This is a genomic window from Agromyces salentinus (assembly GCF_009749395.1).
Taxonomy (GTDB): domain Bacteria; phylum Actinomycetota; class Actinomycetes; order Actinomycetales; family Microbacteriaceae; genus Agromyces; species Agromyces salentinus.
In genome coordinates this window covers 110,323-133,188 of sequence record NZ_WBIR01000008.1, presented here as the reverse complement: position 1 = coordinate 133,188, position 22,866 = coordinate 110,323, and the positions used below count along the sequence as shown (strand labels likewise).

The following is a 22,866-nucleotide window of genomic DNA, read 5'->3' as shown; positions in this document are numbered from 1 at the left end:
CCTCGCCTAGGGTGTTCCGCATGCCCTCGACGAGTCCGACCCGCAGCCGGGCCCGAGCCCGAGCGGTCGCGCTCGGCGCCTCGGCACTGCTCGCCCTGACGCTCGCCGGCTGCGCCCCCGGCTCGGAGCCGGCGCCGACTCCGTCTCCCGCGCCGGGTACGACGGATGCCGCGGAGCCGATCTTCGCCTCCGACGAGGAGGCGCTGGCAGCGGCCGAGAAGGCCTACGAGGCGTACGAGTATTTATCGCTTGAGATCGGCCAGGATGGTTCCTTCGACGTCGAGCGGATTCTTCCACTCGTCACTGAAAAGTACGCGGCAGAAGTGATTGAGGGGTTCGAAGCGTTCCGCGAAGCCGGACTTCGGACGACCGGCAGGAACGTGATCGACTCGGTCTCCTTGGTTGAAACCAACAACCAGTCGGGAGATGTCTCGATATACCTCTGTCGAGATGTCTCGGGGACTGCCGTGATCAATAGTGCCAATGAAGACGTCACGCCGGCGGATCGAGATCTTCGCATGCCGATGGTGGCGAAGTTGACCTTCGATCCGGAGTCGGAGGCCCTTTTGGTGGATGGATCTGAGCTGTGGCCCGGCGACGACTTCTGCTGAGCGCCGCCACAATCATTGGCTTCGCGGCGGCGCTTGTGTTGGGCGGTGGCTCGGCTCTGGCCGCTGGGTGTACACCGATTCTTGCGGCGGCGGGATGCCCCCCGATTGGCGCCGAGAATTCCGGATCAGAAACCATCCTCGACGGGACCATCACCGGCGGTGGCGATGCCAGCGGAGCTGAGCCCGATCGACCGAACGACGAAGCCGGCTCAGAGAACGGTGCCGATGCCGACTCCAGGCCCACCCCGCCACCACCGCCCGTCCCCGACTTCTGCAGCCCGATCGACCCGGTCGCGCCCTGTGTCGTCGATCCGACGGCGCCGGTGGAGCCGGCCGCACCCGTGGTCGTCACCCTGCGCGACATCGCCTCGTTCCGGCCCGCGGTTCCGGACAACGGCATGGAACCCGATGGGTGGGCGGTCGTCGGACTTCCGGCGAACTTCGTGGCCGCGGCATCCGCTCACGTGATCTCGGGCACCCTGCTCGGCCGGCCGGCGGATGTCCGATTCACGCCGGTCGGGTACCGCTGGACGCACTCCGACGGAGGCATTGTCGACTCGGCAACGCCCGGCGCGTCCTGGTCCGACCTCGGGCAGTCGGAGTTCTCGGCGACGTCGACGAGCCACGTCTACGAGATGTCGGGCGAGCACACCGTGCGACTCGACGTGGAGTTGAGCGCGGAGTACCGCTTCGCCGGATCGGGCTGGCTGCCGATCGACGGCACCCTGAGCGTCGCCGGCGAGGACCAGCGAGTGCTGGTCGGCGATTTCGACACGGTTCTCACGAACGGCGACTGCGAGTCGAACCCGTCCGGCCCCGGCTGCTGAACGAGTCGCGAACTCGCACGTCGGGATCGGATTCGCGCGAGCACGACAGCCAGCGCGGCCATCGGCGCGTGCAGGCGCTCGGGCTCGGCCTCAGAGGTCGAGCACGGTGAGCGACACGGGCACGTCGCCGCCCTCGACGAGGCCCTCGGCGACGCGCACGGCCTTCTTCATGGGCAGGATGTAGCAGCCGACCTTCGAATCGGGGAAGACCGAGGTCGTCCAGGTCGAACCGCCGACGCTCACGCGCACCCGCACGGAGCCGAAGCCCCTCGGCGGGCGGGGGATCTCGCGGATGTCCTCCGACGCCTCCTCGGGAACGGTGACGAAGTACCACCCGCCCTGCGACGCCCATTCCCAGAGCGGGGCGGTGAACTCGAAGCGCATGGGGGCAGGCTAGCCGAGGCCGCCGACGGCGCCGAGGCTCGCGGCCAGGTTCGCGATCGCGAGGGCGGTGCCGATGCCCGCCAGCATGCCGAAGGCGACGAGCACGCCGCTGACGATCCACGCGATGCGCCGATGCTCGTCGAAGCCGGCGAGGGCGCGTCCCTCGGAATCGCGCTGCAGGCCGAGGAGCACGAGCACGAGGTCGACCAGCGTCCACACGCCCAGGCCGCCGGCCGTCAGCAGCTTGGCCACCGCAGTGCCGATCTTGCCGAGGTAGAACCGGTCGACGCCGAGCGACCCGATCAGCATCGCGAACAGCCAGGTCAGCAGGAACGACTTGTCGCCGGGGGCGGCATCCGATCCGTTCGAGCCGGCGGATGCCGCGGGCCGCCCGTCGTTCGGCGGGAGTGGCGCGGTCGTGTGCTCGCTGGGCTGAGCGGAGTGGGTGATCTGCTGTGGCGCGGCGAACGGCATCCGAAGGGTCGCGGACTCGACCTCCGCTGCCGTGGCCGGTCGCACGCTCGTCGCCTCCGACACGGTGTCCTCCGAGACGGCGTCCCGGGCGACGGCCTCCTGCGGGGCAGCCTTCTGCGGGGCCGGAGCCGAGCCGGTCATCGGCGACGGCTGGAAGACGGGGGCCGGTGCGAACGAGGGCACCGAGGTGAACGACGGCGGGGACGCGAATGCCGGGATGGATGCGGAGGTCACGGCAGCAGCCGGCCGCCGCGGCTGGACGAAGGGTTCGCCGAGTGGACCCGCGCCCGTGCCGGTGCGTGCGTCGGCGTTCGAGCCCGTGGCCCGGGTCGCCCCGCTGTCCCCGACGGATGCCACGACCGCGTCGACGCCGTTGCCCGCGTCGACGGCTTCGTTGGCCTGACGAGGTGTGGTGTGCGGGGTCCACGCCCTGCCGTCCCAGTAGCGCAGCGCCGCGGCGTCCGCTTCGTCGTCGTACCAGCCGGCTGCGCGTCGCACCTCGGTCATCGTTCACCTTCCGGGGGAGTGCTGGAGTGTTGGAGCCGGATCGCCCGCACCGCGAGCTGCACGGCCGCGATCACGACGAATGCGGCGAAGAGTCGTGCCGACCACTCGGGGGACAGGAGGAACGCGATCGCCACGCCGCCGAACGACGCGATGGTGGCTGCGAGACCGATCACGATCGCCTCGCGAAGGTCGACGAGCTTCGCGCGGGAGTTCGCGACCGTGCCGCTGATGGCGGTCGGGATCATCACGGCGAGCGACGTGCCCTTGGCCATGAGGTCGCCCATGCCGAAGAAGGCGATGAACGCCGGCACCATGATCACGCCGCCGCCGATGCCGAAGAGACCGGACGCGATGCCCACCGCGATGCCGAGACCGAACAGGGCGAGGTCGGGCAGCAGTTCGAACCCGACCTGTCCGCCGCCGCGCTCGGGGACGACCAGCAGCATCCGCACGGCGACGCCGACGAGCAGCGCGATGAAGAGCCAGCGCAGCCAGACGAGCGGCAGGCGCCGCAGTAGCCAGGCGCCGACCCAGGAGCCGAGCACGCCGCCGACGGCGACGAACAGGGCGGCGACCAGGTCGACCTCGCCGTTCACGAGGTACGTGATCGAGCCGGCGATCGACGCCGGGACGATGGCCGCGAGCGAGGTCGCCGTCGCGCGCCGCTGGCCCATGCCCGCGAACACGATGAGGAGGGGCACCATGAGGATGCCGCCGCCGACGCCGAACGCCCCGGAGAGCAGTCCGCCCGCGGCGCCCACGAGCGCCAGCCGCATCCATCGCCCGCGATGCGCCGAGGGTGCGTCGGGCGTGGTCGGGGAGGGCACCAGCCCACTGTAGTCGCCGGGCGAGCGGGGACGAAGGTCAGGCCACGTGCTCGTTCGCGGGCACGAGTTCGCCCGCGTGCGCCGGGTCGGCGGCCGTCGGCTGCGTGTCGACCGCCGGGCCGGTCGGCGGGAACGAGCTCGAACTCGTGGACGTCGGATGCGAAGTCGACATGTGGCTCGCCGGAGCGACGGAGATCACCGCCGTCGCGCGGCGAACGCCGCGCGACGCCAGGACGAGCCCGACGCCGACGGTGGCGCCCAACGTGTTGAGCAGGAGGTCGCGGGGGTCGGAGACCCGATCGGGGAGCACGAGTTGCCCGAGCTCGATGAACGCGGTGAATCCGAAGCCGGCCAGCAGTGCCAACGGCCAGCGCCGTCTGGGGATGAGCAGCGCCGCCAGCAGCCCGACCGGGATGAACAGCATCACGTTGAACGCGATCTCGCTGATGTACCCGGTCGACCAGGTCGCGGGCGAGGTCCAGGCGTCGAGGTTCACGATGCCGCCGTCGAGCTCATGTCCCTCGGTGCTGCTCCAGGGGGCGGGGCCGATGGTCAGCCAGAGCACGCCGATGGCGTAGGCGGCGGCGGCGAATCGCAGGGGGCGGCGGTTCATCCGACGATTCTCCACCGAAACGGGTCGTTCCGTCCCCCATCCCGAGCATGTTCCCAGACCGGGCACAGGGTTCGCATATCACGAACTCATCACGTAGTCTGTACAGCCGCGAGGAAACCGATAGGCTAGCCGGACGATTCCTCCATCAAGCGGGCGCTCGCCCGTAGCTCAAACTGATTGCCCGGAGGCGGACTGTTCCGCGTGGCATGACCCGATACGAGAAGGCGGATGCCGGTGTGCACCCCCGCCCCTCGCCCCGCTCTGACGGCACCGTGTCGTCGGGGTCGCGATCGGCAACGATCGCATCGGGTCCGCAAGTGCGGCCCGCAAGACAGAAGGACAGCAGTATGGCAACCGGAACCGTCAAGTGGTTCAACGCCGAAAAGGGCTTCGGCTTCATCGCTCCCGACGACGGCTCGGCCGACGTCTTCGCGCACTTCAGCGCCATCACGGGCAACGGCTACCGTTCGCTCGAAGAGGGCCAGAAGGTCGAGTTCGAGGTCGCCCAGGGCCCCAAGGGTCTGCAGGCGGAGAACATCCGCGGTCTCTGACCCGCGACGTTCGTAGTTTCGAACGCCGCCGCTCCACTTCGGTGGGCGGCGGCGTTCGTCATTTCACGGGCGAGTCGGAGCCGCCGCGGTCACGGATGCCGATCACGGATGCCGCTCGCGGCATCCACTCGGTTCGACCGGTTCTGCCCGATGCGTCGATCACGGTTGCGCCGCGGCATCCGCCTCGACGTGATCGCGCCAGGAGTGACGCGGCTCGTACCCGAGCAGTCGCCGCGCCTTGTCGATCGAGAGCAGCGTGGTGTTGGCGCCGAGGTCGCCGCGGACTTCGACCCCCGGGAACACCTCGGCCACGAGCTCGGCGTTCGGCCGCGACATGACGGTGTCCGCCGCGGCGACGATGAACCGGTCGAATCCGGGTGACGCGACCTCGAGCGCCCGGCTGACGGCCTGTGCACCGTCGCGCGCGTCGATGTAGCCCCAGAGGTTCCACTTGCGCAGCGTCGCGTCCGCGTCGAACGACGGGAAGGCGGCGTAGTCCTCGGGGTCCATGACGTTCGAGAACCGGAGCGCGGTGATCGAGAGCTCGGGGTCTCGCCGTACGAGCTCGATGGCCATGGTCTCCTCGAGGTGCTTCACGAGCGAGTACGTCGACTCCGGCCTGGCCGGGTACTCCTCGTCGACCGGGATGTACGGCGGCGGCACGTCGAACGGCAGGCCGAGCACGGTCTCGCTCGACGCCGTGACGATGCGGGTGACGCCGAGGCGCTTCGCCGCCTGCAGCACGTTGAACGTGGCGAGCATGTTGTTGCGGAACGTCGCGGCGTCGCTCGCGAGTCCGGGAGCCGGAATGGCGGCGAGGTGCACGATCGCGTCGGCGCCGCCGTGCACGTCGTCGACGCCGGCGATGGCGTCGATCACCTGCCCGTAGTCGGTCAGGTCCACCCTGACGACCGTTCCGCGTTCGCCCTGCTGGTCGAGGTTCACGACCTCGTGACCCTCCTCGCGGAGCGTCGAGACGACGGTGCGGCCGAGCTTGCCGGATCCTCCGGTGACGATGATGCGCATCGCCCCAGTCTCGCAGCCGCGCAAGCCCCTTGTCCTGCCCTTGCGCCGGTCGTACGCTCCCGGGCATGAGCGACGACGTGGAACGGCCGGGCGCCGATGCATGGGTTCCCGAGGGCGGCTCGGTCGACGAACTGCGCCGCGCGGCTCCCGAGTGCCGCGGCTGCGAGCTCTGGCGGGATGCCACGCAGGTGGTGTTCTCCAAGGGACGCGAGTCGGCGCGGCTCATGCTGGTCGGCGAGCAGCCAGGCGATCGGGAGGACCTCGCGGGCGAACCCTTCGTCGGGCCCGCCGGCCGCCTGCTCGCGGACGCCGTCGACGCGGCCGGCATCGCCCGCGATCGCGTGTACGTGACGAACGCCGTGAAGCACTTCCGCTTCGAGCTCCGCGGCAAGCGCCGCATCCACGACAAGCCGGGCGTGGCGCACATCCTCGCCTGCCGGCCGTGGCTCGAGGCCGAGTTCGACGCCGTCGCCCCCTCGGTGGTCGTCGCGCTCGGGGCCACGGCCGCACGATCGGTGCTCGGGCGCACGGTCCGCATCGGCGAGGTCCGGGGCCGGGTCATGCCCCCGGATGCCGCGGGCGCGCCGTCCGCACTGCCGGCACCGGTGCTCGTGACGACGCATCCGTCGGCGCTGCTGCGCATCGAGGACCCGGCCGATCGGGCCGCGGCCTTCGAGGCGCTCGTCGACGACCTCCGCACCGCGGCCGACGCGGCCGGATGAGGGCCGGACGGGTCCATCGTCTGAGCCGCATCCATGCACAGAAGAGATGCCGGACGGGGCATATTTCCGGCGTTTTTTCCCAGCCGGTTCCCATGGAAAAGCCATAGCGTTCGAGCATCTTCAGCGGGCAGTCGCCCGCGACCAACGGCTGGGAAGTCGATGACCAGCTGGGAACGATCATCACTCACACCGAAACACTCGGTGCGATTCGGGCTACGAAGCCCCGCACCGGTTCTGCGGATGTCACGCGCAGCTTCACCGCCCTTTCCCGAGTCGTCCGAGAGTCCGGCCTGCTGAACCGCGCACGCTGGTTCTACGCCGGTCTGGTGACGGCTCTCCTGCTCGCGCTGGGCGGGGTGATCACCGGGTTCATCCTGCTCGGCGACTCCTGGTTCCAGCTGCTCATGGCCGGCGCGCTCGGCCTGATCCTCACCCAGTTCGCCTTCCTCGCGCACGAGGCCTCGCACCGCCAGGTGCTCGAGTCCGGGCCGGCGAACGACCGCGTCGGCCGCATCCTCGCCGCCGGCGTCGTCGGCATCAGCTACTCGTGGTGGATGACGAAGCACACGCGTCACCACGCCAACCCGAACAAGATCGGCAAGGACCCCGACATCGAGTGGGACACGATCTCGTTCACCGAGGCCGATGCCGCCAAGCAGAAGGGCCTGCTCGCCGCGATCACGCGCAAGCAGGGCTACCTGTTCTTCCCGCTGCTCACCCTCGAGGGACTGAACCTGCACGGCCGCTCCATCGCCACGCTGCTCGAGCGCCGCCCGGTGAAGGGCCGCTGGATCGAGCTCAGCCTCATCGCCGTGCACTTCATCGTGTACTTCGGCGCCCTCTTCTGGGTGCTGCCGCTCGGCATGGCCTTCGCCTTCATCGGCGTGCAGATGGCCGTGTTCGGCGTCTACATGGGCGCCTCGTTCGCGCCCAACCACAAGGGCATGGCCCTGATCCCCGAGGACTCCAAGCTCGACTTCTTCTCCAAGCAGGTCCTGACCTCGCGCAACATCTCGGGCGGCCTGTGGGCGAGCACGCTCCTCGGCGGCCTGAACTACCAGGTCGAGCACCACCTCTTCCCGAACATGCCGCGTCCGCACCTGGCGAAGGCCCGTGAGATCGTGCGTGAGCACTGCGCGACGATGGGCGTTCCGTACACTGAGACCACACTCGTGCAGTCGTATGGCATCGTCATCCGCTATCTGAACGAGGTCGGGCTCGCTGCTCGCGACCCGTTCGACTGCCCCATGGTCAACCAGTTCCGTCGGGCCTGACCACATCATTCGGGCCGATCGGCCCGATCCAGAAACTTCCGGCTGCGGACATCGCGACCGGAACCCGCGCGGCAAGCCGCGCACACCGCATCACCTCGGTGAGGCGGGATGAATGAAGGAATGCATTATGGCTACCGGAACCGTCAAGTGGTTCAACGCCGACAAGGGCTTCGGCTTCATCGCTCCCGACGACGGCAGTGCTGACGTCTTCGCGCACTTCAGCGCGATCGCGTCAGGCGGCTACCGTTCGCTCGACGAGAACCAGAAGGTCGAATTCGAGACCGCCCAGGGACCCAAGGGCCCCCAGGCCGAGAACATCCGCGTCATCGCGTAGTTCTCGACGAACGTGATCGGCGCCTCGCGCCGGTCGACGAGCGGATGCCACGGTCGCCCGCCTCCTCGTGAGGCGTGCGCCGGGGCATCCGCTCGTCGTGTTTTCGGGCGTCTTCGAAGGTTCGCTCCCTAGGCTCGCCCTCGAGACCCCGTGCAACCCCGACCGAGGAGCCCCCAATGCAGTGCCCCAATGACGGAGCCGTGCTCGTGATGAGCGAGCGCAGCGGCATCGAGATCGACTACTGCCCCACGTGCCGCGGAGTGTGGCTCGACCGAGGCGAGCTCGACAAGATCATCGAGCGCGCCGCCGGCGACCTCGGCGCAGCGCCCGCCGCACCTGCGGCCCCGACCGCCCCCGCAGCGCCGGCGCAGCCCGGCTACCGCCAGCCGCAGCAGCCCCAGTACCAGCAGCCCCAGTACCAGCAGCCCGCCTACGGGCAGCAGTCGTACGACGCCAACCGCGGGTACGACAACCGCGGCTACGGCGACCAGGGCTACCGCAAGAAGAAGAAGGACAACTGGCTCTCCGAGCTCTTCGACTGAGTCGGGGCCCGGCAGGTCCGACCAGACGAACGGATGCCGCGGCGCGGCGCTCATCACGAGCGCGGCGTCGCGGCATCCGTCGTTTCGGCCTCGGTGGCACCGCCGAAGTCGGGGCATCCGCCGCACAGAATCTGACGCCGGGTACCAGTCGTCCGGAATTCAGGCGAACGGCGACGGCATCCGTCGTCCGGAATTCAGGCGAACGGCGCCGGCTCAGGACGGTTCCGCGGGATTTCGTCCTGAGCTGCGCGCGTCCGCCTGAATCCAGCGAGTCACCCAACCGGGCACGGCTCAGACAGAGGCGACCCAGCCGCGCGCGACAGCAGCGTGGGCGACTCAGCCGCGCGCGGCAAGGGCCTCGACGACGCGGCCGGCGACCGACGCGCTCGACTGCGGGTTCTGGCCGGTGATGAGGTTGCCGTCGACGACGACGTGGTCGCTCCAGGGCGCCGCCGACTCGATGACCGCCCCGCGCTCGCGCAGGCGCGACTCGACGAACCACGGCGTGTTCTCGCCGGTGCCGCCCGTGCGCTCCTCCTCGTCGGTGAAGACGGTGAGGCGGCGACCCGCGAAGGCGAAGGATCCGTCGGGCCGGGTCGCCGACAGCAGGGCGGCCGGGCCGTGGCAGAACGGGGCGATGACGGCGCCGGCCTCGTCCGCGGCGACGAGCACGCGGCCGACCTCGGCGTCGAACGCGAGGTCCGTCATGGGGCCATGGCCGCCGGGCAGCACGACCGCGTCGTAGCCGGCCGGATCCACCTCGGCGATCGCGACGGGTGAGCCCAGTTCGGCCGAGATCGAGCCGAGGTAGGCGGTGAACTCGCGGGCACGCTCCTCGCCACCGGTCTGCGACGGGTCGAGGCTCCCGGCGTCGACGGTGGGCGCAACGCCGCCGGGCGTCGCGAACGTGACGGTGTGGCCTGCCGCGACGAGGTCGCGGTGGGCGGTGACGAGCTCCTCGGCCCAGAAGCCGGTCGGGTGCTCGGAGCCGTCCTTCATGGTGAGGCTCGAGGCGGCGGTGACGATCATCAGGATGTTGCTCATTGACGGTTCCGTTCTGGTTGGGCGGTTGGTGGTGGTCTGGTGTGCGGGTGGATCGGCCCGGCTAGGCGGCGTTGAACTCGGCCGGGTGCGGGCCGGTGCGTCCGCCACGGTCGAGCGCGTCGATGGCGTCGAGCTCGAGTTCGGTGAGTTCGAACCCGAACACGTCGAAGTTCTCGGCGATACGGCTGGGCGTCACCGACTTCGGGATCACGATGCGGCCCTGCTGCAGGTGCCAGCGCAGGACGACCTGCGCCGGCGTTCGGCCGTGGCGTTCGGAGATCTCGACGACGGATGCCTCGTGGAGCACGGCGCCCTGCGCGAGCGGGCTCCAGGCTTCGGTGGCGATGCCATGTCGTGCGTCGGCGGCGATGACCGCGGTGTTCGTCATCGCCGGATGCAGCTCCACCTGGTTCACGGCGGGAACGACCTCGCTCGCCTCGACGAGCCGGTCGAGGTGCTCGGGCTCGAAGTTCGAGACGCCGATCGCGCGGGTGCGGCCGTCGGCGAGCAGTCGCTCGAGCGCACGCCAGGTGTCGAGGTAGCGGCCGCGTTCGGGCGTCGGCCAGTGGATCAGGTAGAGGTCCAGCTGGTCGAGTCCGAGTCGCTCGGCGCTCGCGTCGAACGCGCGGAGGGTCTGGTCGTACCCCTGGTCGGAGTTCCAGACCTTCGTCGTCACGAAGAGCTCGTCGCGGCGGATGCCCGACTCGGCCAGCGCGCGTCCGACGCCGACCTCGTTGCCGTAGACGGCCGCGGTGTCGATGCTGCGGTAGCCGACCTCGAGCGCCGCCGCGACGGCCGCGGTGGTCTGGTCGTCGGGCACCTGGAAGACGCCGAAGCCGAGCTGCGGCATCCGCACGCCGTTGTTCAGGGTGATGGTGGGCACGCTGGTCATGTGGGTCCCTTCGGGATCCGGGAGGGGACGGACGGGAGGGATCAGAGGGCGGATGCCGCGACCGAGCCGGTCGCGGTCGTCGGCCGGGGTGCGGCATCCGCTCGCTCGGGCCCCGCCGTCGGGGCTGCCACCGGCGCGGTGGCCCGGGCCGTGGCCCACGCGACGACCATGAGGACGAGTGCGGCGGCGGTGATGACGGCGCCGACCCAGATGGGCGAGGTGTAGCCGAGGCCGGCCGAGATCGCGATGCCGCCGGCGAAGGCGCCGAGCGCGTTGCCGAGGTTGAACGCGGCGATGTTCGCGCCGGAGGCGAGGGTCGGTGCCTGCTCGGCGTAGCGCATGACCCGGCTCTGCAGTGCTGGCACGGTGCCGAACCCGAAGCCGCCCATGAGCACGAGGAGCACGATGACGGCGACGGCGGATGCCGCGAGCCAGGCGAGGAGCGCCAGCACGACGACGAGCGCGGTGAGGAAGCCGAGCAGCGTGCCGTCGATCGACCGGTCGGCGAGCCGGCCCCCGAGCCAGTTGCCGACCACGAGTCCGGCACCGAAGAGCACGAGGAGCCAGGGCACGTCGGTCGCGGCGAATCCGCTGACCTCGGTGAGCGTGTAGGCGATGTACGTGAAGGCGCCGAACATGCCGCCGAAGCCGAGCACGGTGACGCCCAGCGAGAGCCAGACCTGCCCCGATCGGAAGGCGCCGAGTTCGCGGCGGAGGCTCGGGGCGGCGCCCGGGGTCGCCCCGGTACCCGAGGTCGTGGGCGTCCTCGGCACGAGCGCGGCGATGCCGATGAGGGCGAGCACGCCGATCGCCGAGATCGCCCAGAAGGTGGAGCGCCATCCGAAGTGCTGGCCGAGGAACGTGCCGAACGGCACGCCGAGCACGTTGGCGGCGGTCAGTCCGGTGAACATGATCGCGATGGCGCCCGCGCGCTTCGCGGGAGCGACGAGGTCGGCGGCGACGACCGCGCCGATGCCGAAGAACGCGCCGTGGCAGAGGGCGGCCACGATGCGCCCGGCCATCATGGCGTCGTAGGTGGGGGCGAGCGCGGAGATCGCGTTGCCGGCGATGAAGAGCCCGAGCAGACCCATGAGCACCGGCTTGCGGGGGAGGCGGGTGGCGGCGGCCGTGAGCACGAGCGCACCGACGACGACGGCGAGCGCGTAGCCCGAGATGAACCAGCCGGCCGCGGCTTCGCTGACGCCGAAGTCGGCGGCGAGGTCGGGCAGGAGGCCCATGATGACGAACTCGGTGAGGCCGATGCCGAAGGCGCCGATCGCGAGGGCGAGCAGTCCGAGTGGCATGCGAGGTTCTCCTGTACACTGGGGGAAAGTAGTTGCAAGCGCCGACTATTGCAAACGCAGGTCCAATAGTTGCACACGCATTTACCTAGCGCAAGCAACTACTTTGCACGAGACCCAGCACGAGGCCGAGCATGGACCCGTGCATCAACCCGCACACCGACCTCCTGGAGACGACATGGGCATCGCCGACGACGCCGTCGAGGTGCGCGCGCACGGATGGCGCACGCTCGCCGCACTGCACGGCCTGATCGAGAGCGAACTGGAGCGCTCGCTCGCGGCATCCGCCGATCTCTCGGTCGTCGAGTACACCGTGCTCGACGCGCTCAGCCGTCAGGACGGCTGGCACATGCGCATGCAGCAGCTCGCGCGCGCCACCGCGCTGAGCCCCAGCGCGACGACCCGCCTCGTGAACCGGCTCGAAGACCGGTCGCTGCTCACGCGCGTGCTCTGCGCCGATGATCGGCGCGGCATCTACACCGAGATGACGCAGGCCGGGCGCCGGCTCTACGAGCGGGCGAAGCCGATCCACGACCAGACGCTCGAGCGCGTGCTCGCCGAGGCGCAGGAGCAGCCCGAGCTGGCGCCGGTCGTCGAGGCGCTGCACGGCGCCGGGCTGCCGCTGCCCGCCGGCTGAGCTTCGGCAAGCCGAGGGGTGCGCGCTGAGCGTCGCGCACCGAGCGGTGCAGGCCGTGCAGGCGTGGCGTCGCCCGCCGTGCCGACGCCCGCCGTGCCGACGCCCGCCGTGTGGATGCCCGCCGTGTGATCGTCGCCACGTCAGGCATTCGATGCCGGATCAGGCAGGTGCCGAACTCCTCCCGACGCCCCCGCCTAGGCGGCGGCGCCCGAGATGTTGACCAGCCAGCTGACGCCGAACCGGTCGACGAGCATGCCGAAGGCGTCGCCCCAGGGCGCGACCTCGAGCGGCTGCTGCACGGTGCCGCCCTCGGAGAGTCGTTCCCAGTGCCCGCGGATGGTCGCGTCGTCGTCGCCGGAGATCGACACCGAGACGCCCGAGATGCCGTGGTACTCCATGCGGATCGGCACGTCGGCCGCCATGAGCGTCACGCCGTCGGCACCGTCCACCTGGCCGTGCATGATCAGGTCGGCCTCGTCGGGCGACTCGGCGGATTGGAAGTCGGCGAACGTGCTCATGTTCAGCGTGCCGCCGAAGATCGAGTGGTAGAACTCGAGCGCCTCGCGGGCCGTGCCGCGGAAGTTCAGATACGGGTTCAACGTGACGGGCATGGCGTCCTCCAGATCGACGTCGTTGGAATCTGTGCCGGGAGCCGACCCGTCGATTCTGCTCCGGATGCCGCGAAGATGCGAGGGATTCTCGATGAACGCTTGACGTGGTCGGCAGGCTCGGCCTACTCTTAGTCAACCAACAAGTTGATCAATGGAAGGGTTGGATACGCGGATGCTCCTCGACCCGAGTGCCGACGACCGGCTCGACCGGGCCTTCATGGCCCTGGCCGACCCGGTGCGACGCGGCATCATCGCGAGGCTCAGCCGCGGACCGGCGACGGTCAACGAACTCGCCGAACCCTTCCAGATCACCAAACAGGCCGTGTCCAAGCACATCCAGGTGCTCGAGCAGGCGGGGCTCGTCACGCGAACGCGCGACGCGCAGCGCAGGCCCGTGCACCTCGCGCCGGCACAGCTCGAGGCCCTCACCGCGTGGATCGACCGCTTCCGGCTGATCCACGAGCAGCAGTTCCGTTCACTCGATGCGCTGCTCGCCACCACCAGCGGCACGGACGCCGCACCCGCCGAGGCCGGCGCTACCGCCGACCCCGCACGCAAGGCAGAGAGATCATGACCACCACCACCAACCCCGTCACCATCACCGCCCCCGAAGGGCTGCCCTTCATCGACCTCGAGCGCGAGTTCGACGCCCCGGTCGCCGCGGTCTTCAACGCGCACCGCGACCCCGAGCTCGTCAAGCAGTGGCTCGGCCCGAACGGCTACGACATGCAGATCGAGCGCTGGGACTTCGTGCCCCAGGGCGGCTACCGCTACGTGCACGTGAACCCCGAGGGCGACAAGTTCGCGTTCAACGGCACCTTCCACTCGGTGCGCGAGAACGAGTTCGCGATCCAGACGTTCGAGTTCGAGGGCTACCCCGACGTCGTCGCCATCGAGGCGATCACCTTCGACGACCTTGGCGACGGCCGCACGCGCATCCGCATCCACTCGGCATACCCCACGCTCGAGGCTCGCGACGGCATGATCGCCTCCAACATGGAGCACGGCGTGCGCGAGGGCTTCGAGCGCCTCGACGCGCTGCTCGCGGCCTGACCGCCCGGTCGGCCCACTCAGAGAACGAGGAGCACACCATGGATTGGACCCTCGAAGTCGTCGTCGTCCCGGTCGGCGACCTCGACCGATCGATCGCGTTCTACCGCGACCAGGTCGGTTTCGAGCTCGACCACGACACCGTCAACGAGCACATGCACGTCGCGCAGCTGACCCCGCGAGGCTCCGGCTGCTCGATCGTCATCGGCAACCTGCCCTCGCAGAACGCGATGGCGCCGGGCAGCCTCCACGGCGTCCAGCTGGTCGTCGCCGATGCCGAGGCGGCCCGCGCCGAACTCATCGGGCGTGGCGTCGACGCCGGCCCCATCACGGTCTTCAGCGAGCAGGACGGCGGCACCTTCTTCGGATTCGCCGATCCCGACGGCAACACGTGGGCCGTGCAGCAGATCAGGGCCAGGGCCGACCGGCCGCTCATCCCGCACGACGCCAGGCAGCGGTTCGGCGCCGAGCAGGAGGCCTGACCGAGCGCGACGCCCGACCGAGCGCGACGCCTGACCGAGCGCGACGCCTGACCGAGCGCGCCTGACCGAGCACGACGCCCGAGAGGGCGGATGCCGAGACGAGCGGATGCCGCGACGATGACGCCCCCCCGGGGCCCGCGTCGCGGCATCCGCTCGTCATCGCCGGCGGCGACGTGCGAGCATCGAGGGATGTCGACCGAGATCCTCCGCTACGCCGCATTCACCGACCGCCCCGAGGGCGGCAACCCGGCCGGCGTCGTGCTCGACGCCGCGGCCCTCAGCGCGGCCGACATGCAGCGCATCGCCGCCGAGATCGACTTCGCCGAGACCGCGTTCGTCACCGGCCGCGACGGCGACGCGTACCTTGTGCGGTACTTCTCGCCCATCGCCGAGGTCCCGTTCTGCGGGCATGCGACGGTCGCGACCGCGATCGCGCTCGCCGAACGCGGCCACGACGGCCGCATCCGCTTCGGCACGCCCGTGGGCGAGATCGAGATCGAGACGACGGCGGATGCCACGGGCCCCCGCGCGTCGTTCACGAGCGTCGACACCGACCTCGCCGAACTGCCGGCCGCGAGCCTCGAGCGGCTGCTCGAGTTGCTGGGCCTCGAGCGTTCGGCGCTGTCGTGGACCCTGCCGCCGAAGCTCGCCTTCGCGGGCAACTGGCATCCCGTGCTCGTGATCGACGACCCGTCGGCCTTCGACGGCTTCACGTTCGACCCGGCCGCCGTGCGCGCCTACATGGACGAGCAGGGGTGGCCCGCGACGATCACGGTGCTGCATCCGCTGGCCGTCACGGGTGAGGAGCCGATGCGGTTCGAGGCCCGCAACCTGTTCCCCGTCGGCCGCATCACCGAGGACCCCGCCACGGGATCGGCCGCGGCATCCGTCGGCGGGTACCTGCGCGCGCTCGGGGTGGTCGTGCCGCCGGCCCGGGTGGTCATCGAGCAGGGGCGGCATGTGGGCAGGCCGGGCGAGCTCACGGTCGACATCCCCGAGCGCGGCGGCATCACGGTCGGCGGTGGGGCCGTGGCGATGGCCGCACCCGAGGCTCGCGACGTGCCGCGTGCATGACATCTGCTCGGGGGCATTGCATCGAGTGGCCCCGGCGACGATCATGAACCGGGGGGATTTGCATGGGACGACAAGCGAGAGCGACCTGGATCAGCGATGACGGGCTGGCGGCGGTGACGCTGCACCTCGAATCGGGAGGGCTGCACGTCTCGGGGGAGCGTCGTGCGCGACTCGAGCGGGCGGCGCTGTCGCATGTGCAGGCCGCCGACGGCGTGGTCTCGTTCGTCGCGGGGGGCGACACGTACCGCTTCCGCCTCGGCGCCGCCGCGTCCGCGTGGGCCGATGCGCTCACGACGGCGCCGCCGAGCCTCGCCGAGAAGCTCGGCATCGCCGCGGGCCGCACGGTCGCCGTGCGCGGCGACCTCCCCGTGGTGGAGCTCGAGGACGCCCTGTCCGACGCGACCCGCGTGCCGCCGTTCGAGGCCGAGCTCGTGGTGGTGGTCGTCCGCGACCACGATGAACTGGAGTCGCTGCCCGTCTGGTTCCGCGAATGCGGAGTGGCCTCACCGGTCTGGGTGGTGCACGGCAAGGGCCGGCAGACGACGGCGCCGGGCGACACGGCGGTGCGCAGCGCGCTCCGCGAGAGCGGCTGGCGCGACACCAAGGTGAGCGCGATCGCCGACAGCTGGTCGGCGACGCGCTTCCATCCGGCGAAGGCCGTCTGACCGATCGGCGTGCGCCCGGCCCGCCCGCCGGTTCGCACGCCTCCTGCGGATCGGGCGGATGCCGCGGCGAGCGGCTGAGCGTCGGCGGGCGGATGCCGCGGACGGCGTTAGGCTCGACGAGCGGTCGCCGCCCTCGAGGGACGCGCGGCCGCGGCATCCGTCATCGCATCTGGAGGACTCCCATGCAGCGTCGCACCCTCGGCCGCACCGGCCGCTCGGTCTCGGTCATCGGTCTCGGAACCTGGCAGCTCGGCGCCGATTGGGGCGACGTCGAGGAGGCCGACGCGCTCGCCGTGCTCGACGCCGCGCACGACGCGGGCGTCACCTTCTTCGACACCGCCGACGTCTACGGCGACGGCCGCAGCGAATCCCTCATCGGCGCCTGGCTGCGCGCGAACCCCGACGCCGGCGTCACCGTCGCGACGAAGATGGGCCGCCGCCTGCCGCAGGAGCACGAGAACTACTCCGCCGAGCACTTCCGCGCCTGGATCGACCGGTCGCGGGCCAACCTCGGCGTCGACATGGTCGACCTCGTCCAGCTGCACTGCCCGCCGACGTCGGTCTACGGCGACGACCGGGTGTTCGACGCCCTCGACGCCCTCGTCGACGACGGATCGATCGCCGCGTACGGCGTGAGCGTCGAGCGGGTCGACGAGGCGCTGACCGCGATCGCACGGCCGAACGTGGCGTCGGTGCAGATCATCCTCAACGCGTTCCGGCTGAAGCCGCTCGACGACGTGCTGCCGGCCGCCCGCGAGGCGGGCGTCGGCATCATCGCGCGCGTGCCGCTCGCGAGCGGACTGCTCTCGGGCCGGTACACGAGCGAGACGGTCTTCGCGGCGAACGACCACCGCAGCTACAACCGCCATGGCGAGGCGTTCGACGTGGGCGAGACGTTCTCGGGCGTCGACTACGAGACCGGCGTCGCCGCGGCGGCGGAGTTCACGCGGCTCGCACGCGAGGCCGCTCCCGACGCGACGGCCGCGCGGGTCGCGCTCGCGTGGGTCGCCGCCCAAGACGGCGTGAGCTCCGTCATCCCGGGCGCGCGCAACCCCGAGCAGGCGCGCGCGAACGCGGCGGCCGGGTCGCTCGAACTCCCGGCCGGGTTCGGCCGAGCGGTGCGCGAGCTCTACGACCGCGACATCCGGGCCCAGGTGCACGCCCGCTGGTAGCCGCCGGTCGCCCGCCGACCCTCGGCGGCAAACGTTCCCCCACAGGACGTCGCCGAATCGATACGCTGCACCTGTGGGTGTCGGCGGGGGGCTGACGGATGCGGATGTCGAGCGCAGGGGTGCGATGGGGCGGCATGCTCGCCCGGTCGCGCGTTCGCGACGGCGCGTCAGGGGACCCCTCCCTCTGCGCGCGATGTGGCGTGCGCCGATCTCGGCACCCCGTCCATCGATGGAAGGGAATGCCGGGTGAACGCTCTGGGGGACATCACGTCGCAACACATCGCATCGTCGGCGGGGCCGCACGAGCTATCGGGTCGAACGCAGGCACGCCGCATGGCGGCGCTCGTGGCCGCCGGCCTCATGGTCGCCGTGCTGGGTGTCGTGCACCAGGCGCAGAGCGCCGAGGCGGCGGCCTCGCTCGACCGTGCGAGATCGGCCGCGCTCGTCGCGTCGGCTGATCGCGTCGGCATCGGCGCGGCCGGCATCGACGTGGCGGCCGTCCGCCTCGGCGCGGCGACGGCACTGGCGACGGATGCCGCGACCGCCGTGGGCGCCACCGTCGACGCCGCGACCGCGGAGCTCGGCCCCGGGCGGGCGGCGACGCTCGTCGCACTCCGCTCGGAGCTGCTCACCGCGCTGCGCCTCGGGGCGTCCGCGGCGACGCTCGGGTCGGGTTCCGGCGCGCTGCGTGCGGAGGCCGCGACCGTGGCGACCGCGCTCGCGGAACACCGTGCCGCCGAGGCCGCTCGGGTCGCCGCGGAGGCCGCCGCCGCTGCCGAGGCCGCTCGCGTGGAAGCAGCAGCCGCAGCGGCCGCCGCGACCGCGGACGAGGACTTGGCGGAGTCCGCCGAGGGGTTCGCCGCGGACGAGATCGAGGCCGCCGAGGCCGCCGGTGCCGCGGGGACCGCCGGGACCACCGGGGCGGCATCCGCCGACACCGAGGTCGCCGATGCCGCAGCCGAGACCACGAGCGGGTCGAACCCCTACACCGCCGAGTTCTATCCCGGGCTGCCGCCGGCGCCACGTGATGAGGACTGCGGGCCGTGCACCGGACTCGAGATGCATCCCGTGCTCGTGGGCGACACCTACCGCTGGGGCTGCAGCGGATAGGTCCGACCGGTCGTGGCACGGCGACGGGCGTTCCCACCGCGGGACGCCCGTCGCTCCGTCCCGGCGTGGGTTCCCCGCTGCGCCGCCCGTCGCCGAGCCCGCTCGTCGCCGAGCCCGCCCGTCGCCGAGCCCGCCCGTCGCCGACCCGCCCGGTAGGGTCGAATCGATGACCCCGTCGCAGCGCACCCCGTTCGTGCGGCGTCGCCCGTGATCGAGATCCTCACCGGCTTCGCCGTCATCGCGCTCGCCGTGTTCGTCGGCTGGCTCGCCGGACGCATCGGGGTCCTCGGGCCGAGCGCCCGGCCGGTGCTCGCCCAGCTGAACTTCAACGTGCTCGCGCCCTTCCTGCTCTTCTCGGTGCTCGCGACGAGCGACGTCGGGGCGCTGTTCTCCGTGCTGCTGCCGGTCTCGGCCATCGCGGCGGTGGCGATGATGCTCCTCTTCGCCCTCGTCTCGCTCGCGATCTGGCGGCGCGGCGTGGCGCGCACGGTCATCGGCTCCCTTGCGTCCGGGTACGTCAACGGCAACAACTTCGGCATTCCGATCGCGGTCTACATGCTGGGCGACGCCGCCTACTCGGCCCCCGTCGTGCTCCTGCAGCTCCTGCTGTTCGCGCCGGTCGCGCTCGCCGTGCTCGGGGCGAAGGTCGAGGGGCGGACGTCGGCGTGGATGATCGTGCGCTCCACCCTGACGAATCCGATCATCGTCGGCTCGCTGCTCGGCGTGCTGGTGGCCGTCACGGGCGTCGAGCTGCCGCCGATCGTGCTCGAGCCGATCGAGCTCATCGGCCATGCCGCCGTGCCGCTCATGCTCATCGCCTACGGGCTGTCGCTCAACGGGCAGCGCCTGCTCGAGCCGGGCACCGGGCGGCGCGACGTGCTCCTCGCCTCGGGGCTGAAGCTCATCGCCATGCCGCTGGCGGCCTGGGCGCTCGGCCGGTTCGCCTTCGGGCTCGACGGGATCGAGCTCTACGCCGTCACCGTCCTCGCGGCGCTGCCGACCGCGCAGAACGTGTTCGTGTTCGCCCAGCGCTACGACACGGCCGAGGTCGTGGCGCGCGACACGGTGTTCATCACGACGATCGCATCGGTTCCGGTGCTGCTCGCGGTGGCGGTGCTGCTCGGCTGACCGCACGCGGCAGGATGGCAGACGAACGAAGGAGATCGCGCATGCCGTTCCTCACCGAAGACGGGCGACCGCTCGACGAGCTCGTCCTCGCCCAGCGACCCGCCGACGGGTACCGGTTCCACGTGCGCGCGCCGTTCGTCTACGTCGACCCCGTCACCGCGCGGCGGTACCGCGTGTCGGCCCGGCCCCCCGGCTCTCCCGATCCCGACCCGGAGAAGCACGAACCCCGCATCCCGGGCATCACCGACCTCGCGTCGGTGCCGATGTGGCTGTGGAGCTTCATCGCGAGCTACGGACGCCAGTCGGCGCCCGCGGTGCTCCACGACGAGCGATCGGTGGATGCCGCGCTGCTCGACGATCCTCGGGCGGCGCTCGCGCAGCGACGCGAGGACGATCGGGTCTTCCGGACCGCCCTGCGGGAGCAGCGCGTGCCGTTGCTCCGATCCTGGCTGATGTGGGCCTGGGTTTCCGCCGACCGCGAGCGCGAGTTCGGGGGAGTGCCCGGGGCGCTCCTCATCGCGCAGGCGATCGTCGGGGCCGTGACGGTGCTCGCGGCATCCGTCGCGGCGTTCTGGAACCCGTGGTGGCTCGTCGCGGTGCCGATCGTCGCGTTCGGGGCGGTGGCGTGGCGGGGCCTCGCACCGCTCGTGCTCGTGCTCACGGGATCCCTCGCCGTGCTCGGACCGCTGCTCCTCCTCCACCTCGCCGCCCTCGTGCCGCTTCGGCTCATCGAGGCGATCGTCGAGGTGATCGCCGGCGGTGATCCGCGCGACGTGCTGCGACCGACCGTCACGCCCGACGGGCAGCCGGAACCGCCCGTGAGCCGCTGAGTCGCGGGAAGCGGCCGGCTCAGGCCTGACGGGGCGCGCCACCGACGACCGGCGCCGCCTTGCGACCCCAACCGTGGAAGAGGTACGCCCACGACTTGGCCCAGGGTCCCCGGGGGTCGAGCGTCTTCTGCCGGTCCTTCAGGTGCTTCTTGTACGCGTCGCTGCCCCGCGTCGCATGCAGGGTCATCGGTGTCGCCGCGTTCGCCCGGACGGCCTGCACGTCGGCGGCATCCGTGCGGGCATCGACCACCACCGGAACCGGGGCGAATCGCGGTTCCAGGAAGAGGAAGATCGCGGCCGCCAGGACGATGACGCCCGTCCAGACGGCCCCCGCGGCATCCGGCGACAGCTGCTGGAGGAGGAACGCCCAGACGACGACCGCCGCCGCGGCGACGTAGAGGAAGCGCGGGATGCTCGACACGACGAGCCAGGCGCCGACCGGCAGCGGGCAGCGGTCCCAGATGAGCGTGCGCTCGGTGTAGCCGGCGAGCGTCTGGTTGAGCCAGACCAGCAGCGCGGCCAACAGTCCGGAGACGATCAGCCAGCCCCATCCGGTCAGCTGCCCCTGCTCGTGCAGGAACCCCACCGATGCGGCGGCATCGGGTGCGGCCGCACCGCCGTTGAACAGGCCGACGACCCACGAGAACCATCCGGCGACGGTCGTGATGACCGACGCGAAGAAGGCGGATGCCGCGGCGATGCCGGGCAGCAGCGCCGCGATCACGACCGCGGCGACCATGTTGACGCCGAGCGACTTCTTGTTGATCACGTTGAGGCGGTTCTCGAGGTAGGCCACCTCGGGCGGCGGCGCCGGGAAGTCGGGGCCGAGCAGGTTGCGGATCGTCGGCTCGACCACCTGCAGCGTGTTCTGGAAGTACATCGAGTGGTCCAGGAACGGCTGGCTGGTGTTGTGCACCGCGTGCTCCTCGGGACCGCACGCGTCGGTTGCGAGCCGCGGGAAGTACGAGGCCCGCCAGCGCTGCCGCGCCTTGCGGGAGTCGTCGGCGATGGGACCGGCCGAGAACGGATCCCAGATGGCCCAGTGGTTGGACCACGAGACGGGGTGGTCGGGGTCGAACGTGCGCCGGGCGAGCCAGTTCTGCACCGGCGTGTACGGGTCGGTGCGACCGCGCCACTGGTCGCGGCCGAGCAGGGTCACCGCCGCGCCGACGGTGGTCAGGTGCCGGACGTTGAAGTCCGACGGCTCCATCTCCTCGAAGAGGGCGAAGGTCGAGACGGCGGCGCCCTGCGAGTGCGCGAACACGTGCACGTCGCCGTCGCCGACGAGCGACTTCGCCCGGGAGACGGCGTCGCGCACGATGAGGCGCATCGCGCTCGCCCGCACGGGCGTCTCCTTCCAGGCCGTGACGTCGCCGATCGACTCCGCGAGCGAGTCGATGACCCCGGCGGCGAGGTCCTTGAACCACGGGATGAGCAGCAGCGGGCTGATGAGCGGGAGGATCGGTGTCAGCACCGTGGCCAGCAGCAGGATGAAGACCGCGATCGGCACGTAGAGCGCGAAGCCGAGCACCGCGCGCACGAGGTCGAGCACGAAGGTGATCGGATGCGGGAACACGAGGTACTTCCGCTCCGTACGGGTGTGCTCGACCAGGGTGTACCAGGGCACCAGGAACATGGTCGACCAGAACAGTCGCAGCATCCGCAGGAACGCGCGCCACATGAACGGGGCCGCCCACCGGAAGATCTGCGCCCGGCCGAGCGGCACGAACGCCTCCGACCAGCGCGCCTCCACGATCGCGATCTTGCGCTCCACGGTGATGGTCGGGGCGTTCTCGGGGGTGCCGGGCGGGCGCCGCTTCGGGAACCGCACGGTCGCCGTGATGACCGGCTCGTCGCCGGCGAGGTTCGACTGGTCGAGCTCGACGCCGTGATCGCCCTCGCCGTAGATCCGGTCGCGCGCCATCCAGTCCATCCGGGCGAGGAGCGGCTCGGCCCACTCGAGCAGGATCTGGCTGCGGTAGGCGGCGCCCATGCCGTGCACGAGCACGAGCGCGACGTCGTACGAACCGTCGGGGTGCTCCTCGACGGCGCCGGCCTCGGTCAACTCCGAGATCCGCATGGGGTCCTCCTGGCTTCGCATGCACGAGTGGTGCGGGGATGATGCGAACGTTAGCGCTGCGCGATCGGCGCCGACAAGCGAGATCCGCGGAATTCCGG

General features: G+C 71.0%; 27 protein-coding genes. 17 read left to right on the top strand and 10 right to left on the bottom strand.

All coding sequences use genetic code 11. The features are described 5' to 3' along the window. The first annotated feature begins 20 nt into the window (after window positions 1–20). Window positions 21–611, top strand: coding sequence for a hypothetical protein (locus GQQ95_RS10215; protein WP_157427566.1), 591 nt, complete (start codon window positions 21–23; stop codon window positions 609–611). 323 nt (window positions 612–934) lie between these two features. Further along, complete coding sequence (locus tag GQQ95_RS10210) at window positions 935–1,438, top strand: hypothetical protein (protein ID WP_157427565.1); 504 nt, start codon at window positions 935–937, stop codon at window positions 1,436–1,438. A gap of 90 nt (window positions 1,439–1,528) precedes the next feature. Here GQQ95_RS10210 and GQQ95_RS10205 read toward each other — a convergent pair whose 3' ends face one another. The 4 genes from GQQ95_RS10205 to GQQ95_RS10190 are packed head-to-tail and all read right to left on the bottom strand — an operon-like array spanning window position 1,529 to window position 4,243. Continuing rightward, on the bottom strand, window positions 1,529–1,822 hold the full coding sequence (locus GQQ95_RS10205; RefSeq protein ID WP_157427564.1) for a DUF1905 domain-containing protein: 294 nt from the start codon (window positions 1,820–1,822) through the stop codon (window positions 1,529–1,531). Window positions 1,823–1,831: 9 nt separating this feature from the next. After that, window positions 1,832–2,803: an NINE protein gene (locus GQQ95_RS10200; protein WP_157427563.1), complete on the bottom strand. Its 972-nt coding sequence runs from the start codon at window positions 2,801–2,803 to the stop codon at window positions 1,832–1,834. Beyond that, window positions 2,800–3,630 (bottom strand): sulfite exporter TauE/SafE family protein, encoded by an 831-nt coding sequence (locus GQQ95_RS10195; RefSeq protein WP_246205371.1) that lies wholly within the window; start codon window positions 3,628–3,630, stop codon window positions 2,800–2,802. Before GQQ95_RS10195 ends, GQQ95_RS10200 begins: the two co-directional genes overlap by 4 nt. A gap of 37 nt (window positions 3,631–3,667) precedes the next feature. Further along, the gene (locus GQQ95_RS10190; protein WP_157427562.1) at window positions 3,668–4,243 is read right to left on the bottom strand and encodes a VanZ family protein; all 576 of its coding nucleotides are present in this window, start codon (window positions 4,241–4,243) and stop codon (window positions 3,668–3,670) included. A gap of 347 nt (window positions 4,244–4,590) precedes the next feature. Between GQQ95_RS10190 and GQQ95_RS10185 the strand changes: the two genes are divergently transcribed. Next, entirely contained in the window at window positions 4,591–4,794 is a 204-nt protein-coding gene (locus tag GQQ95_RS10185) for a cold-shock protein (RefSeq protein ID WP_129520071.1), read from the top strand. Window positions 4,795–4,953: 159 nt separating this feature from the next. On the opposite strand, the gene GQQ95_RS10180 is transcribed toward GQQ95_RS10185, so the two are convergent. Beyond that, the gene (locus GQQ95_RS10180) at window positions 4,954–5,820 is read right to left on the bottom strand and encodes an NAD-dependent epimerase/dehydratase family protein (RefSeq protein ID WP_157427561.1); all 867 of its coding nucleotides are present in this window, start codon (window positions 5,818–5,820) and stop codon (window positions 4,954–4,956) included. Between the two features lie 65 nt (window positions 5,821–5,885). Between GQQ95_RS10180 and GQQ95_RS10175 the strand changes: the two genes are divergently transcribed. The 4 genes from GQQ95_RS10175 to GQQ95_RS10160 all read left to right on the top strand — a co-directional run bounded on the left by GQQ95_RS10175 (window position 5,886) and on the right by GQQ95_RS10160 (window position 8,692). Next, window positions 5,886–6,542 (top strand): UdgX family uracil-DNA binding protein, encoded by a 657-nt coding sequence (locus GQQ95_RS10175; RefSeq protein WP_157427560.1) that lies wholly within the window; start codon window positions 5,886–5,888, stop codon window positions 6,540–6,542. Window positions 6,543–6,709: 167 nt separating this feature from the next. Then, complete coding sequence (locus GQQ95_RS10170) at window positions 6,710–7,816, top strand: fatty acid desaturase family protein (RefSeq protein ID WP_425482569.1); 1,107 nt, start codon at window positions 6,710–6,712, stop codon at window positions 7,814–7,816. A 127-nt stretch (window positions 7,817–7,943) separates the two neighbouring features. Further along, complete coding sequence (locus GQQ95_RS10165) at window positions 7,944–8,150, top strand: cold-shock protein (RefSeq protein WP_157427558.1); 207 nt, start codon at window positions 7,944–7,946, stop codon at window positions 8,148–8,150. Window positions 8,151–8,326: 176 nt separating this feature from the next. Beyond that, a complete protein-coding gene (locus GQQ95_RS10160) occupies window positions 8,327–8,692 on the top strand; it encodes a TFIIB-type zinc ribbon-containing protein (protein WP_157427557.1) in 366 nt (121 codons plus the stop codon). 336 nt (window positions 8,693–9,028) lie between these two features. Here GQQ95_RS10160 and GQQ95_RS10155 read toward each other — a convergent pair whose 3' ends face one another. From GQQ95_RS10155 to GQQ95_RS10145, 3 genes are all read right to left on the bottom strand, one after another. Continuing rightward, entirely contained in the window at window positions 9,029–9,736 is a 708-nt protein-coding gene (locus GQQ95_RS10155; RefSeq protein WP_157427556.1) for a type 1 glutamine amidotransferase domain-containing protein, read from the bottom strand. Window positions 9,737–9,797: 61 nt separating this feature from the next. Then, on the bottom strand, window positions 9,798–10,628 hold the full coding sequence (locus tag GQQ95_RS10150; RefSeq protein ID WP_157427555.1) for an aldo/keto reductase: 831 nt from the start codon (window positions 10,626–10,628) through the stop codon (window positions 9,798–9,800). Window positions 10,629–10,669: 41 nt separating this feature from the next. After that, window positions 10,670–11,932 (bottom strand): MFS transporter, encoded by a 1,263-nt coding sequence (locus GQQ95_RS10145; protein WP_157427554.1) that lies wholly within the window; start codon window positions 11,930–11,932, stop codon window positions 10,670–10,672. A 175-nt stretch (window positions 11,933–12,107) separates the two neighbouring features. Here GQQ95_RS10145 and GQQ95_RS10140 point away from each other — a divergent pair, with 175 nt between their 5' ends. Continuing rightward, window positions 12,108–12,566, top strand: coding sequence for a MarR family winged helix-turn-helix transcriptional regulator (locus GQQ95_RS10140; protein ID WP_157427553.1), 459 nt, complete (start codon window positions 12,108–12,110; stop codon window positions 12,564–12,566). A gap of 194 nt (window positions 12,567–12,760) precedes the next feature. Here GQQ95_RS10140 and GQQ95_RS10135 read toward each other — a convergent pair whose 3' ends face one another. Continuing rightward, window positions 12,761–13,177, bottom strand: coding sequence for a VOC family protein (locus GQQ95_RS10135; RefSeq protein WP_157427552.1), 417 nt, complete (start codon window positions 13,175–13,177; stop codon window positions 12,761–12,763). 172 nt (window positions 13,178–13,349) lie between these two features. Here GQQ95_RS10135 and GQQ95_RS10130 point away from each other — a divergent pair, with 172 nt between their 5' ends. From GQQ95_RS10130 to GQQ95_RS10090, 9 genes are all read left to right on the top strand, one after another. After that, window positions 13,350–13,751, top strand: a complete 402-nt coding sequence (locus GQQ95_RS10130; RefSeq protein ID WP_157427551.1) for an ArsR/SmtB family transcription factor — start codon at window positions 13,350–13,352, stop codon at window positions 13,749–13,751. Further along, window positions 13,748–14,230 (top strand): SRPBCC family protein, encoded by a 483-nt coding sequence (locus tag GQQ95_RS10125; RefSeq protein WP_157427550.1) that lies wholly within the window; start codon window positions 13,748–13,750, stop codon window positions 14,228–14,230. The genes GQQ95_RS10130 and GQQ95_RS10125 overlap by 4 nt, the downstream gene beginning before the upstream one ends. A 38-nt stretch (window positions 14,231–14,268) precedes the next feature. Continuing rightward, complete coding sequence (locus GQQ95_RS10120; protein ID WP_157427549.1) at window positions 14,269–14,709, top strand: VOC family protein; 441 nt, start codon at window positions 14,269–14,271, stop codon at window positions 14,707–14,709. A 189-nt stretch (window positions 14,710–14,898) separates the two neighbouring features. Further along, complete coding sequence (locus GQQ95_RS10115; protein WP_157427548.1) at window positions 14,899–15,783, top strand: PhzF family phenazine biosynthesis protein; 885 nt, start codon at window positions 14,899–14,901, stop codon at window positions 15,781–15,783. Between the two features lie 62 nt (window positions 15,784–15,845). Continuing rightward, window positions 15,846–16,448: a hypothetical protein gene (locus GQQ95_RS10110; protein WP_157427547.1), complete on the top strand. Its 603-nt coding sequence runs from the start codon at window positions 15,846–15,848 to the stop codon at window positions 16,446–16,448. Window positions 16,449–16,630: 182 nt separating this feature from the next. Then, window positions 16,631–17,620 (top strand): aldo/keto reductase, encoded by a 990-nt coding sequence (locus GQQ95_RS10105; RefSeq protein ID WP_157427546.1) that lies wholly within the window; start codon window positions 16,631–16,633, stop codon window positions 17,618–17,620. A 333-nt stretch (window positions 17,621–17,953) separates the two neighbouring features. Further along, complete coding sequence (locus GQQ95_RS10100) at window positions 17,954–18,730, top strand: hypothetical protein (protein ID WP_157427545.1); 777 nt, start codon at window positions 17,954–17,956, stop codon at window positions 18,728–18,730. Window positions 18,731–18,937: 207 nt separating this feature from the next. Then, window positions 18,938–19,858, top strand: a complete 921-nt coding sequence (locus GQQ95_RS10095; RefSeq protein ID WP_157427544.1) for an AEC family transporter — start codon at window positions 18,938–18,940, stop codon at window positions 19,856–19,858. A gap of 41 nt (window positions 19,859–19,899) precedes the next feature. Next, entirely contained in the window at window positions 19,900–20,688 is a 789-nt protein-coding gene (locus GQQ95_RS10090; RefSeq protein ID WP_170297037.1) for a DUF1353 domain-containing protein, read from the top strand. Window positions 20,689–20,707: 19 nt separating this feature from the next. On the opposite strand, the gene GQQ95_RS10085 is transcribed toward GQQ95_RS10090, so the two are convergent. After that, the gene (locus GQQ95_RS10085; RefSeq protein ID WP_157427542.1) at window positions 20,708–22,768 is read right to left on the bottom strand and encodes a hypothetical protein; all 2,061 of its coding nucleotides are present in this window, start codon (window positions 22,766–22,768) and stop codon (window positions 20,708–20,710) included. Window positions 22,769–22,866 lie beyond the last annotated feature (98 nt).

Excerpts from the sequence above, each read along its gene's own strand:
- GQQ95_RS10215 (WP_157427566.1), top strand. The coding sequence starts at position 21 with ATGCCCTCGACGAGTCCGACCCGCAGCCGGGCCCGAGCCCGAGCGGTC.
- GQQ95_RS10205 (WP_157427564.1), bottom strand. The coding sequence starts at position 1,822 with ATGCGCTTCGAGTTCACCGCCCCGCTCTGGGAATGGGCGTCGCAGGGC.
- GQQ95_RS10200 (WP_157427563.1), bottom strand. The coding sequence starts at position 2,803 with ATGACCGAGGTGCGACGCGCAGCCGGCTGGTACGACGACGAAGCGGAC.
- GQQ95_RS10190 (WP_157427562.1), bottom strand. The coding sequence starts at position 4,243 with ATGAACCGCCGCCCCCTGCGATTCGCCGCCGCCGCCTACGCCATCGGC.
- GQQ95_RS10185 (WP_129520071.1), top strand. The coding sequence starts at position 4,591 with ATGGCAACCGGAACCGTCAAGTGGTTCAACGCCGAAAAGGGCTTCGGC.
- GQQ95_RS10180 (WP_157427561.1), bottom strand. The coding sequence starts at position 5,820 with ATGCGCATCATCGTCACCGGAGGATCCGGCAAGCTCGGCCGCACCGTC.
- GQQ95_RS10175 (WP_157427560.1), top strand. The coding sequence starts at position 5,886 with ATGAGCGACGACGTGGAACGGCCGGGCGCCGATGCATGGGTTCCCGAG.
- GQQ95_RS10165 (WP_157427558.1), top strand. The coding sequence starts at position 7,944 with ATGGCTACCGGAACCGTCAAGTGGTTCAACGCCGACAAGGGCTTCGGC.
- GQQ95_RS10160 (WP_157427557.1), top strand. The coding sequence starts at position 8,327 with ATGCAGTGCCCCAATGACGGAGCCGTGCTCGTGATGAGCGAGCGCAGC.
- GQQ95_RS10155 (WP_157427556.1), bottom strand. The coding sequence starts at position 9,736 with ATGAGCAACATCCTGATGATCGTCACCGCCGCCTCGAGCCTCACCATG.
- GQQ95_RS10150 (WP_157427555.1), bottom strand. The coding sequence starts at position 10,628 with ATGACCAGCGTGCCCACCATCACCCTGAACAACGGCGTGCGGATGCCG.
- GQQ95_RS10145 (WP_157427554.1), bottom strand. The coding sequence starts at position 11,932 with ATGCCACTCGGACTGCTCGCCCTCGCGATCGGCGCCTTCGGCATCGGC.
- GQQ95_RS10140 (WP_157427553.1), top strand. The coding sequence starts at position 12,108 with ATGGGCATCGCCGACGACGCCGTCGAGGTGCGCGCGCACGGATGGCGC.
- GQQ95_RS10135 (WP_157427552.1), bottom strand. The coding sequence starts at position 13,177 with ATGCCCGTCACGTTGAACCCGTATCTGAACTTCCGCGGCACGGCCCGC.
- GQQ95_RS10130 (WP_157427551.1), top strand. The coding sequence starts at position 13,350 with ATGCTCCTCGACCCGAGTGCCGACGACCGGCTCGACCGGGCCTTCATG.
- GQQ95_RS10125 (WP_157427550.1), top strand. The coding sequence starts at position 13,748 with ATGACCACCACCACCAACCCCGTCACCATCACCGCCCCCGAAGGGCTG.
- GQQ95_RS10120 (WP_157427549.1), top strand. The coding sequence starts at position 14,269 with ATGGATTGGACCCTCGAAGTCGTCGTCGTCCCGGTCGGCGACCTCGAC.
- GQQ95_RS10115 (WP_157427548.1), top strand. The coding sequence starts at position 14,899 with ATGTCGACCGAGATCCTCCGCTACGCCGCATTCACCGACCGCCCCGAG.
- GQQ95_RS10110 (WP_157427547.1), top strand. The coding sequence starts at position 15,846 with ATGGGACGACAAGCGAGAGCGACCTGGATCAGCGATGACGGGCTGGCG.
- GQQ95_RS10105 (WP_157427546.1), top strand. The coding sequence starts at position 16,631 with ATGCAGCGTCGCACCCTCGGCCGCACCGGCCGCTCGGTCTCGGTCATC.
- GQQ95_RS10100 (WP_157427545.1), top strand. The coding sequence starts at position 17,954 with ATGGCGGCGCTCGTGGCCGCCGGCCTCATGGTCGCCGTGCTGGGTGTC.
- GQQ95_RS10090 (WP_170297037.1), top strand. The coding sequence starts at position 19,900 with ATGCCGTTCCTCACCGAAGACGGGCGACCGCTCGACGAGCTCGTCCTC.
- GQQ95_RS10085 (WP_157427542.1), bottom strand. The coding sequence starts at position 22,768 with ATGCGGATCTCGGAGTTGACCGAGGCCGGCGCCGTCGAGGAGCACCCC.